This window comes from Streptomyces triticisoli (genome assembly GCF_003270085.1).
Taxonomy (GTDB): domain Bacteria; phylum Actinomycetota; class Actinomycetes; order Streptomycetales; family Streptomycetaceae; genus Streptomyces; species Streptomyces triticisoli.
The window spans coordinates 1-11707 of the sequence record NZ_QFDQ01000065.1 but is presented as its reverse complement, the minus strand read 5'-3'; the positions used below and the strand labels follow the sequence as shown (position 1 = coordinate 11707).

Here is an 11707-nt window from a genome sequence, read left to right as displayed (position 1 = left end):
GGCGCGGGGTGCCGCGGCTCCGCTTGCGCGGCGGCGCGGCGGCAGAGCCTTCCTGCGCCGCCGTACGCCGCACGGGCCGCTCCGCGGCGGCGGACCGGCTGCGGGACTCGCCCGTGTCCGTCGGCTCGGCCTCCACCGCCACGTGCTCCGCGCCCCCGCCGCCGCCCTGCGCGGGCATCGACTGCGGCGCGTCCTCCGCCGGGGCGGCCGCCGCGTCGCTCTCCCCCGCGGGAGCGGGCACCCGGGGCTCGCCTCTGCCGGCCTGGCGTCGGGGAGTGGACGGCTGGAGCGCCATACCCCCTGTCGTACGGAACAGTTCGTCGGCCCCCGGCAGACTCACTCGGCGTGACACCGGGCGAGCACCTCCCTGGCGAGCTGGCGGTAGGCGGCGGCACCGACGGAGTTGGAGGCGTACGTGGTGATCGGCTCACCGGCGACCGTGGTCTCCGGGAAGCGGACCGTACGCCCGATGACCGTGTGGTACACGTGGTCGTCGAACGCCTCGACGACGCGCGCGAGCACCTCACGGCTGTGCACGGTGCGCGAGTCGTACATCGTGGCGAGGATCCCGTCGAGCTGCAGCTCCGGGTTGAGCCGCTCCTGGACCTTCTCGATGGTCTCGGTCAGCAGCGCGACCCCGCGCAGCGCGAAGAACTCGCACTCCAGCGGCACGATCACCTTGTGCGCGGCCGTGAGCGCGTTGACGGTGAGCAGGCCGAGCGAGGGCTGGCAGTCGATGACGATGTAGTCGTAGTCGTCCAGCAGCGGCTTCAGCGCCCGCTGCAGCGTCGACTCGCGCGCGACCTCGGAGACCAGCTGGACCTCGGCGGCCGACAGGTCGATGTTGCTGGGCAGCAGGTCCATGTTGGGGACCGCCGTCTTCAGCAGGACCTCGTCCGCGGACATCCCCCGCTCCATGAGCAGGTTGTAGACGGTGAGGTCGAGCTCCATGGGGTTGACGCCGAGACCCACCGACAGCGCGCCCTGCGGGTCGAAGTCCACGAGCAGCACCCGGCGGCCGTACTCCGCGAGCGCGGCACCCAGGTTGATGGTCGACGTGGTCTTGCCGACGCCGCCCTTCTGGTTGCACATCGCGATGATCTTCGCGGGTCCGTGGTCGGTCAGCGGACCGGGGATCGGGAAGTACGGCAGCGGACGTCCGGTCGGACCGATGCGCTCACGGCGCTGGCGGGCGGCGTCGGGCGCGAGCGTGGCCGCGTACTCGGGGTCGGGCTCGTACTCGGCGTCGGGGTCGTAGAAGTGCCCGTCGGGCAGTTCGTCGTAGTCGGCGAAGTGGTTGTGGGGCGCGCCACTTCCGTCGCCGGCCATGGCGTTCACGTGATGGCCATCCATGCTCTGGTGTGCTGGCTGAGTCACCCCTGGCGTCCGGTGACTCCGGTGGGCTGCGAAGGTGCGCACAGCGACGGAGCCGACAGCCTCGAGCCCCGTGGGACCCTGGCCCCGCGCAGGCGTTCCTGGTTGACCACCCCCGGGAGAAAATGTCGACTCATTCACAAGTCGTCTTACCTCCTTGGTGACCAGGAAACTTCTAGACAGGTCAGCGTGGCACCATGCCGACGGTTGGCGACTCTATGGCGTGTCGGGCGTCCGCAGCAACACAATCCGCCGGACCCGGCCCGATGTGTCGGCAATGAAACATCGGGCTGTCAAGGGCGTACGGCCGTCGCACGGCAGGTTTCACCGGTGCGTGAATCGGTCGAATGGTTGCGTTCGAGGCGAGTTGACCAGGTGCGGCAGGGTGACCATACACACATCCGGCCGGACCTTGTCACTCAAGGTCCGGCCGGGCGTGCGGCGTTGACGAGGTGTGTTGACGTATCGCCTTTCACGCCTTGGCGACTTGGCGATCCGCTCAGGCCAGCAGGGACTCCAGGCTCACGTGCTCCAGGCCGTGTGCCTCCGCGACCTGGCGGTAAGTCACCTTGCCGCCGTGGGTGTTGAGGCCCTTGGCCAGCGCCGGGTCGCGGCGCATCGCCTCTGCCCAGCCGCGGTTGGCGACTTCGACGATGTACGGCAGCGTGGCGTTGGTCAGCGCGTAGGTGGAGGTGTTGGGCACCGCGCCGGGCATGTTGGCGACGCAGTAGAACACCGACTCGTGGACCTTGAAGGTCGGCTCGGCGTGCGTGGTCGGGTGGGAGTCCTCGAAGCAGCCGCCCTGGTCGATCGCGATGTCGACAAGGACACTTCCAGCCTTCATCCGGGACACCAGCTCGTTGCTGACCAGCTTCGGGGCCTTGGCGCCCGGGACGAGCACGGCGCCGACGACGAGGTCGGCCTCGAGGCAGGCCTTCTCCAGCTCGAAGGCGTTGGAGACGACGGTCTTGATCTTCGTGCCGAAGATCTTGTCCGCCTCCTTGAGCTTGTTGATGTCCTTGTCGAGCAGGGTCACGTGGAAGCCCAGACCGATGGCGATCTGCGCGGCGTTCCAGCCGGAGACGCCACCGCCGATGACGACCGCCTCGCCGGCCGGCACGCCCGGGACACCGCCCGGCAGCACCCCGCGGCCTCCGGAGGCACGCATCAGGTGGTAGGCGCCGACCTGCGGGGCCAGCCGGCCGGCCACCTCGGACATGGGGGCGAGCAGCGGCAGCGCGCGGCTGGGCAGCTCGACGGTCTCGTAGGCGATCGCCGTGGTGCCGGCCTCCAGCAGGGCGTCCGTGCACTCCTTGGAGGCGGCCAGGTGGAGGTAGGTGAAGAGGATCTGGTCCTTGCGGAGGCGGTGGTACTCCTCGGCGATGGGCTCCTTGACCTTCAGCACCATGTCGGCGGCGGCCCAGACCTCGTCCGCGGTCCCGAGGATCTCGGCGCCGGCGGCCACGTACTCCTCGTCCGGGATCGAGGAGCCGGCGCCGGCGTTCCGCTCGACGACGACCTGGTGGCCGTTGCGCACCAGCTCGTTCACGCCGGCGGGGGTGATGGCCACCCGGAACTCGTTGTTCTTGACTTCGCGGGGGATGCCGACCTTCACGTCGATCACGGTCCTTGGCTCAGAGATTGTGGGGTATTGCAACGCGTACCCCGGCATGCGAGGGCATACCGGGAGACACCGCAGGAGAACGAGCGGCAGAGCCAGTCTAATGAAGGTGTTCCCGCTGTCCAGCCTTTCTTTGTATCAATCTTCAGCGATCACACTGCGGATTTCGCAGGTGTTCGCGTCTTGTTCCCGCAATGCGCCCGCCGCGCCGCCGTCGTCGCCCGCACGGATTTCGTCGCCGAGCATGCGCTCGGCCACCCCGCGGTGCAGGGCCGCCGCAGCCGGATCGCCCAGCCGCTCCAGGGTGTCGGCGAGCCGCAGCTGCAGCGCCGCCTGCAACCGTACGTCCTCCGCGCGGCGCGCCCACTCGACGGCCTCCTGGCAGGTGCGCAGGCACTCCGCGGGCCGCCCGGCGTACTCCTGGACGCGCGCGAGTTCGCTCAACGCCCGTGCGTGGGCGGCGACATCGCCGGCCTTGCGGTGCGCGGCGACGGCGGCCCGCCAGTTGCGCAGCGCCTCGCCGTAGCGGCCGGCGTAGGTGTGCGCGGTGGCGATGCGGCCGTAGAGGCGGGCGGCGTCCTCGCGCTCCCCGCGCGCGAGGCGCTGGGCCAGGGCCCGGCCGAACCAGTCGGCGGCCCGGTCGTGGTCCCCGAGCTCCTGGTGGGCGCCGCCTACGGATTCCATCGCGCGGCCGGTCGCGTACGGGTCATTCGCCTCGCGTCCGGCGTCCAGCGCGGCCCGGTAGCGGGCCAGTGCCTCGGTGGTACGGCCGCCACGGGCGTCCAGGTCGGCGAGGTTCAGCAGCGCGGCGGCCCTCTCCCGGGGCAGCCCCTGCCGCTCGGCCACGTCGAGGACGAGCCGGTGGATGCCGTAGAGGTCACCGGCGGCGGCCCGGGTGCCGAGATGGGCGACCATGGCCCGCACCAGCTGGGACATCAGCCGGCGGGCCAGGGTGTCCAGCTCGCCGTCGGCGACCGCGAGCCGGGCGGCGGCGAGCAGGGCGGGCCGGCGGGCGCGCAGCCAGTCCTCTGCGGCCCGCGGGGTCGGAAAGCGCAGCGTGGGTGGCAGGCTCTTGAGCTTCTCGCGGGTCTCGGGGCTGTCGGTCTCGGTGATCGCCCGGCAGGACTGCAGCAGCCGTACCGTCCGCTCCAGCATCCGAGCACGGGCCAGCTGCAGCTCGCCGGGGCGGTCCTGGCGCTCGGTGAGGGCCCGCAGCAGCGGGTGCAGACAGCCGGGGACCTCGTAGCACGGCAGCGGCGAGGGCAGGGCCCGCAGCAGGCCGAGGGCGGCGAAGTCGTCGAGGAAGGCGCGGGCGGCCTCGACCGAGCAGCCGGCGAGCGCGGAGGCGGTGTGCGGGTCGACGTCTCCGGCCGGGGCGAGGGCGAGCAGTCGCAGCACCCGGGCGCCCGGACCCGGCAGGGTGGCGTGCACCAGCCGCAGCACGCGGGCGAGCGCGGGGCCCTCGCCGGTGTCGGCGTGCAGTTGCCCGGCGAGGTCGGCCACGGCGGCCTTGGGACGGGCGGCGAGCCAGCCGCCGGCCAGGGCGAGCGCGGCGGGCTGGCCCTGGCAGACCTCGACCAGGCTCTCGGCGGCGCGCGGGTCGACGGTGATGCGCACCGGGTCGATGTGCTGGGCCAGCAGCTCCACGGCGGACTTGGTGTCCAGGCCGCCGAGCGTGCAGGGGCGGACGTCCGCGATCCCGGTGAGCGGGCCCCGGGAAACGGCGACGACCAGGCAGTCGGCGTTGTCCGGCAGCAGCGCGTCGACCTGCCCGGCGCCGGCCGCGTCGTCGAGCAGCAGCAGCGCCCGGCGCCCGGCGAGCGCCTCCCGCAGGGCCTCGGTCAGCTCGTCCTCGGCGGTGCCGGGCGGGGTGGGCAGGCCGAGGGCGGTGAGCAGCTCGCCGGCGGCGCGCTCGACCGGTACGGGGGTGCCGTCGGGCTCGGCGAGCCGGGCGCGCAGCACGCCGTCGGGGTAGCCGTCCGCGACCTGCCGTACGAGCTCCTCGGCGAGCGCCGTACGGCCGGAGCCGGGCCTGCCCGCGATCAGCAGTACGCGCGCGCGTGGCGCCTTGCGGCCGGAGAGGGTGTCGAGCCCGGCCCGCTCGATGTCGGCGCGCAGCTCCTTCAGCTCCCGTGTACGGCCCAGGAAGGCGCTCTTGGTGGCCGCGGGGAACCGGTCCCTCCCGGACAGGTCCACCCCACCTGCGTCCACCGCCTGGTCCGTCACGGGCCACACTCCCGTCCCACCGCACGCGCAAGCCCGCCGGGACTCCGGTCCGGGCGCTGTTCAGAGCCTAGTTCACGCTCCGCGACGCACCGTGAGGAGCACGGCGGACACATCGCCCGACCGGATCAGGCGACGGTCGCGCCGAAGGGTCTCCGGTTCGGCGGGTCTCCGGCCGTGTTCAGGACGCGAAGGGCCGCGCCGGCCACGGGGCCTCCGCCGGGCGGAGTGCGTCGAGGCCGTCCCCCTGCCGGGCCGCGACGAGCGAGAGGACGCCCACCACGAGGCAGTTGTTGTGCAGTTCGCCCGCGAGGACGCCGCGTACCAGGTCGTCGACCGGCACGCGCGCGTGCTCCATGTCGGTCTCCTCGTGCTCCGCCGCGAAGCGTTCGCCCTCCACCGCGGACAGGCCCCGGGCCAGGAAGATCCGTACGGCCTCGTCGCAGCCGCCGGGGGTGGTGTACACGTCGGTCAGCACCCGCCAGTCCTCGGCCTTGACGTGCGCCTCCTCGTACAGTTCGCGCTGGGCGGCGTGCAGCGGGTTCTCGCCGGGCACGTCGAGCAGGCCGGCCGGGATCTCCCACAGCCGCTGCCGCACCGGGTGGCGGTACTGGCGGATCAGCAGCACCCGGTCCTCGTCGTCGAGGGCGAGGACGGCCACGGACCCGGGGTGGACCTGGTAGTCGCGGCGGACCACGGAGCCGTCGGGCATGACCACGTCGTCGGTGCGGACGGAGGTCTTGCCGCCCACGAAGGGCGTGTCCGTCGCCCGGATCTCCCACTCCTGCGGGATGTCCTTGATCGTCATGCCCTGTCCTTCCGACCTTGCGACGCGCACAGGACGTGCACGAAGAGAACGGGGGTGCTCACCTTTGAGGGAACGCACCCCCGCAACCGTACAACCGGGTGTGCTACTTGGAACTCTTCCGCTCGACCGCGGCCTTCACCAGGCCCACGAACAGCGGGTGCGGGCGCGTCGGGCGCGACCGCAGCTCCGGGTGCGCCTGGGTGGCGACCAGGTAGGGGTGGACGTCGCGCGGGTACTCCACGTACTCGACGAGCTTGCCGTCCGGGGAGGTGCCGGAGAAGACGATGCCCGCCTTCTTCTCCAGCTCCGCGCGGTAGGCGTTGTTCACCTCGTAGCGGTGGCGGTGCCGCTCCTCGACGTACTCCTTGCCGTCGTGGGCCTCGCGCACGATCGAGCCCTCGGCCAGCTTGGCCGGGTACATGCCGAGCCGCATCGTGCCGCCCAGGTCGCCCTCGCCGGCGACGATGTCCATCTGCTCGGCCATGGTGGAGATCACCGGGTGGGCGGTGGCCGGGTCGAACTCGGTGGAGTTGGCGTCCTGGATGCCCGCGAGGTTGCGTGCGGCCTCGATCACGATGCACTGCAGGCCCAGGCACAGACCCAGCAGCGGGATCCTGTTCTCGCGGGCGTAGCGGATCGCACCGACCTTGCCCCGCACGCCGCGGTCCCCGAAGCCGCCCGGAATGCAGATGGCGTCGACGTCGGCGAGTTGCGCCTCGGCGCCCGCCGGGGTCTTGCAGTCGTCCGAGGTGACCCACTTGATCTTCACCCGGGCCTTGTTGGCGAAGCCGCCCGCGCGCAGCGCCTCGGTCACCGACAGATAGGCGTCGGGCAGGTCGATGTACTTGCCGACCAGGGCGAGGGTGATCTCGTGCTCGGGGTTGTGGACGCGGTCCAGCAGGTCGTCCCAGGTCGTCCAGTCCACGTCGCGGAAGGGCAGGTCCAGCTTGCGCACCACGTAGGCGTCCAGGCCCTCGGAGTGCACGACCTTCGGGATGTCGTAGATCGACCGGGCGTCGGGGCAGGCGACCACGGCGGCCTCGTCGACGTCGCACATCAGGGAGATCTTGCGCTTGATCGCGGTGGGCACCTCGCGGTCGCAGCGCAGCACGATCGCGTCCGGCTGGACACCGATGTTGCGCAGGGCGGCGACCGAGTGCTGGGTCGGCTTGGTCTTCAGCTCGCCGGAGGGGCCGATGTAGGGCAGCAGGGAGATGTGCACGACGAAGACGTTGTCCCGGCCGACCTCGTGGCGGACCTGGCGGACGGTCTCCAGGAACGGCAGCGACTCGATGTCGCCGACCGTGCCGCCGACCTCGGTGATCACGACGTCCACCTCGTCGGTGGCCATGCGGCGGATACGGTGCTTGATCTCGTTGGTGATGTGCGGGATGACCTGCACGGTGTCGCCCAGGTACTCGCCGCGCCGCTCCTTGGCGATCACCGTGGAGTACACCTGGCCGGTGGTGACGTTGGCGGTGCCGTCCAGGTCCCGGTCGAGGAAACGCTCGTAGTGGCCGATGTCCAGGTCGGTCTCGGCGCCGTCGTTGGTGACGAACACCTCACCGTGCTGGAAGGGGTTCATCGTGCCCGGGTCGACGTTCAGGTACGGGTCGAGCTTCTGCATCACGACGCGCAGACCCCGGGCCTTGAGCAGCATGCCGAGGCTCGAGGCGGTCAGGCCCTTGCCGAGCGAGGAGGCGACACCCCCGGTGACGAAGATGTGCTTGGTCGTCGTGGCTGTGTTGTTTCGAAAAACAATGGACGGCATGGCCAAGAGGGGGCTCCCGTGGTCGCGGTTGGTCGTGCGGTACGGCGGTCCGGCCCGGGGAACCCGGGTGATCCGGCTGAGGTGCCGTCGCTGCGGTTCGGGGGTTTCGAGCCCACCGGTCCACGGGCTACCAGGGTATCAGCGCCGGGCGGGCATGGCTCACGGCCACGTTCCGCGCACGTCCCGACACGGACACGTACCACAAACAGGTCTCTCACCCATGGCTCACTCGTTCAGCGCATGCGGGTTGTCCGGAGCGGCACGCAGATCATCTACGTGCGTCGTATCCTGCTCGGACACTCACTGAGGAGCCCGGCCGGCAACACGGCACCACCCCCGCCCGTAATGACCCGGAAACAACAAGAGCTCGTCAGTTCGTCGAGCAAGGGTTGTCGATCCGCCCCCGCGGCTGACCGGCGCTTTCACCCCACCGTTCGACGACGCATTACAACCCACCCCTTGACCGCACTAGCGACAGCCCCTTCGTGGGGTGTGACGTGGCCGTTCGACTGGAGTTGCACGTGGCCGGGCGCATCGAAGACTACGCACTCATCGGAGACATGCAGACCGCTGCCCTGGTCTGCCGGGACGGGACAGTGGACTGGCTGTGCCTTCCCCGCTTCGACTCGCACGCCATCTTCGCCGGCCTGCTCGGCACGGAGGAGCACGGCTTCTGGCGCCTCGGCCCCGCCCACGCGGCCGGCAGCGAGCCGCCCGCGGCGGACCGGCGCAGCTACCGCGGCGACTCGCTGATCCTGGAATCCGAGTGGGACACCCCGCGCGGCACGGTCCGTGTGACCGATTTCATGCCCCCGCGCGACGGCGCCCCGCAGGTGATCCGCGTCGTGGAGGGCGTCTCGGGCCGGGTGCCGATGCGCTCGGCGCTGCGCATGCGCTTCTCCTACGGCCGGATCGTGCCGTGGGTGCACCGGCACGAGGGTCGCACGGTGGCCGTGGCGGGCCCGGACTCCGTGTGGTTCGACACACCGGCGAAGACGTACGGCAAGTCGCTGACCACGTACGCGGACTTCACGGTCGCCGCGGGTGAGCGGGTCACGTTCACGATCTCCTGGCAGCCCTCGCACAAGGAGCCGCCGCCGCTGCCGGAGCCGGAGCAGTCGCTGGAGGCGACGGAGGAGTTCTGGCGCGAGTGGATCGGGCACTGTACGTACCACGGCCCCTACCGCGAGCCCGTGATCCGCTCCCTGATCACCCTCAAGGCCCTGACGTACGCCCCCACGGGCGGCATCGTGGCGGCCCCCACCACCTCCCTGCCGGAGGACATCGGCGGCGTACGCAACTGGGACTACCGCTACACCTGGCTGCGGGACGCGGCGATCACCCTGTCCTCGCTGCTGCGCACCGGCTACCGCGAGGAGGCCCGCGCCTGGCGCGAGTGGCTGCTGCGGGCCGTCGCCGGCGACCCCGACAACCTGCAGATCATGTACGGCATCGCCGGCGAGCGCGAGCTCGGCGAGGCCGAGCTGGACTGGCTGCCCGGCTACGAGAACTCCGCCCCGGTCCGGGTCGGCAACGGCGCCGCGCACCAGCTCCAGCTGGATGTCTACGGCGAGGTCATCGAGGCGCTGCACCTGGCGCACATGACGGGTCTGGCCCGCAACGACTACGCCTCGCTGCTCCAGATCAAGCTCATCGAGTACCTGGAGAAGCACTGGCAGGAGCCCGACGAGGGCATCTGGGAGGTGCGCGGCCCGCGCCGCCACTTCGTGCACTCCAAGGTCATGGCGTGGGTCGCCGTCGACCGCACCATCAAGCTCATCGAGTCCGGGGACGTCCACGGACCGCTGGAGCGGTGGAAGGCGCTGCGCGACGAGATCCACCGGGACGTGTGCGAGAAGGGCTACGACAAGGAGCGCAACACCTTCACGCAGTCCTACGGCTCCCAGGAGCTGGACGCCTCCCTGCTGCTCATCCCGCAGGTGGGCTTCCTGCCGCCGGACGACAAGCGGGTGATCGGCACCATCGAGGCCATCCAGCGCGAGCTGTCCACGCCGGACGGCTTCATCCTGCGCTACCCGACCTCCGGCGACAACGCGGGCGTCGACGGCCTGCCCGGTGACGAGGGCGCCTTCCTCGCCTGCTCGTTCTGGATGGCCGACGACCTGGCGATGATCGGCCGCGTGGACGAGGCGAGGAGGCTCTTCGAAAGGCTCCTCGCCCTCCGCAACGACCTCGGCCTGCTGGCCGAGGAATGGGACCCCCGCCTCCAACGGCAGGTGGGCAACTTCCCCCAGGCCTTCAGCCACGTCCCGTTGATCGACACGGCCCTGCGGCTGACGGCGAGCGGCGCGTACGGGGGCTGAGACCGCGCGATTGCCGGCAGCCGCGCCACCGCAGCCACCGGCAATCGCGCCGCCGCGACTGCGGGCAGTCGTGCCTCCCCAAGCTCTTCGAGCAGGGGCCCCCGGGGCGGCACGAGTGGGCGATGGGGGTCCCCTGCTCATGGGGTCCCCCTGTTCGAGCGGAGTCGAGAACTTGCTCGGGGGAGAAGCCGAGAGTTTGGGGGAGGCACCCCGCATGCGCGGGCAGGCTGCCCCACCCCACGGTCGCCCCGGCTCTGGGCACCCACACAACTCGGGGTGCCCAGAGCTGCCCCCGCACCGCAAGCACAGGTAGCGTCCGCTCCATGGACCGCAGCTTCGACCCCGAGGGCACCGGCATCACCGTCCGACGCGCCCTGGAACTGCCCGGCCTCCGCAGCGGCCTCCCGGAGGTCCTCGCCGGCGCCGACAAACTCACCCGCACCGTCCGCTGGGTCCACGCCGGCGAGGTCCCCAACATCGCCTCCCTCCTCAAGGGCGGCGAACTCCTCCTGACCACCGGCTACGGCCTCGGCACCCGCCCCGCCGACCAGCGCGCCTTCGTCCGCACCCTCGCCGACCGCGGCATCGCGGCCCTCGTCGTGGAGCTGGGCCCCCGCTTCGCGCGCCTGCCCGCCGCCCTGGTCGAGACCGCCCGGAGCGCCGGCCTCCCGCTCGTCCAGCTGCACCGTGAGGTGCCGTTCGTGGCGGTCACCGAGGAGATCCACACGGAGATCGTCAACGGCCACTACGCGCTGCTCCAGCGGGCCGAGGAGGTGCACCGCCGCTGTACCCAGGCGCTGCTCGGCGGCGGCGGAGTGCCCCAGGTGCTGGCCATCCTGGCCGACTTCTGCGGCAACCCCGTCTTCCTGGAGACCCCGGACGGACAGCTGTTGTACGCGGCCGGCTCCGGCCCCGAGGGCGCCGATCCGCTGCAGGTCTGGGAGGGGCTGCGCGACCAGCACAAGGACGCCTCCCCACCGGCCGGTTCGGTCCTCGTGGACGTACCCGGCGGCGGTCCCGGCACCGGCTCGGTGCGCGCCCGGCTGGTGATGCTGCCGGTGCGCTCGCCGCTGGCCCCGGTGCACCGGATGGCGGCCGAGCGGGCGGCGGGTGTCCTGGCCGTGGTGCTGATGCACGCCCGCCAGGAGGAGGAGCTGGCGGCGCGCGGCCGGGGCGACTTCCTCACCGACCTCGCCGAGGGCCGTGTCACCGCCGAGGACGCCCCCGCCCAGGCCCGCGTGCTCGGCTTCAAGCCGGGCAACAGCCCGCTGCTGCCCGTCGTGATGCGCCCGGGCGACATGCTCGCGCCCGCCGGCGGCACCGCGGGTGCGAGCCCGGGGGCCAGTGGCGGCGGCTGGGCGGTGCTGGCCCGCGCGGTCGCGGAGGAACTGGCCTCGGTGGGCGTGCCGGTGCTGCTGGGCGTCCGGCCCGTGGAGGGCCGCGTGCCGCTGCTGGTCGGCCTGCGCTCGGAGGCGGAGCGGCCGGCGGTCGCGGACCGGGTCGCGGCGGCGCTGCGGGCGGGTGTGGAGCGTGCGGGGATGCACCGGCCGGGCGGGCAGCCGCCGGTGGTGGTGGTCGGCGTGGCG

Annotated in this window: 7 protein-coding genes and 1 pseudogene; 2 read left to right on the top strand and 6 right to left on the bottom strand. The window is 71.9% G+C overall.

Annotated features, from left to right (window positions below; all coding sequences use genetic code 11):
* From DEP02_RS11640 to pyrG, 6 genes and pseudogenes are all read right to left on the bottom strand, one after another.
* A pseudogene (locus tag DEP02_RS11640) lies at positions 1–295 on the bottom strand (hypothetical protein); the annotation flags it as partial.
* Between the two features lie 41 nt (positions 296–336).
* The gene (locus tag DEP02_RS11635) at positions 337–1329 is read right to left on the bottom strand and encodes a ParA family protein (protein ID WP_438947752.1); all 993 of its coding nucleotides are present in this window, start codon (positions 1327–1329) and stop codon (positions 337–339) included.
* A gap of 544 nt (positions 1330–1873) precedes the next feature.
* Positions 1874–2998, bottom strand: a complete 1125-nt coding sequence (gene ald, locus DEP02_RS11630) for an alanine dehydrogenase (protein ID WP_112467265.1) — start codon at positions 2996–2998, stop codon at positions 1874–1876.
* A 135-nt stretch (positions 2999–3133) separates the two neighbouring features.
* The gene (locus tag DEP02_RS11625) at positions 3134–5221 is read right to left on the bottom strand and encodes a tetratricopeptide repeat protein (protein WP_112467264.1); all 2088 of its coding nucleotides are present in this window, start codon (positions 5219–5221) and stop codon (positions 3134–3136) included.
* A gap of 178 nt (positions 5222–5399) precedes the next feature.
* Positions 5400–6026 (bottom strand): NUDIX domain-containing protein, encoded by a 627-nt coding sequence (locus DEP02_RS11620; protein ID WP_112467263.1) that lies wholly within the window; start codon positions 6024–6026, stop codon positions 5400–5402.
* 103 nt (positions 6027–6129) lie between these two features.
* On the bottom strand, positions 6130–7797 hold the full coding sequence (gene pyrG, locus DEP02_RS11615; RefSeq protein WP_112467262.1) for a CTP synthase: 1668 nt from the start codon (positions 7795–7797) through the stop codon (positions 6130–6132).
* A gap of 521 nt (positions 7798–8318) precedes the next feature.
* Here pyrG and DEP02_RS11610 point away from each other — a divergent pair.
* Together DEP02_RS11610 and DEP02_RS11605 are read left to right on the top strand one after the other, a co-directional pair.
* Positions 8319–10121, top strand: a complete 1803-nt coding sequence (locus tag DEP02_RS11610; RefSeq protein WP_112467261.1) for a glycoside hydrolase family 15 protein — start codon at positions 8319–8321, stop codon at positions 10119–10121.
* Between the two features lie 323 nt (positions 10122–10444).
* Positions 10445–11707: PucR family transcriptional regulator ligand-binding domain-containing protein (locus DEP02_RS11605; RefSeq protein WP_112467260.1), on the top strand; the 1263-nt coding region annotated here is incomplete at its 3' end.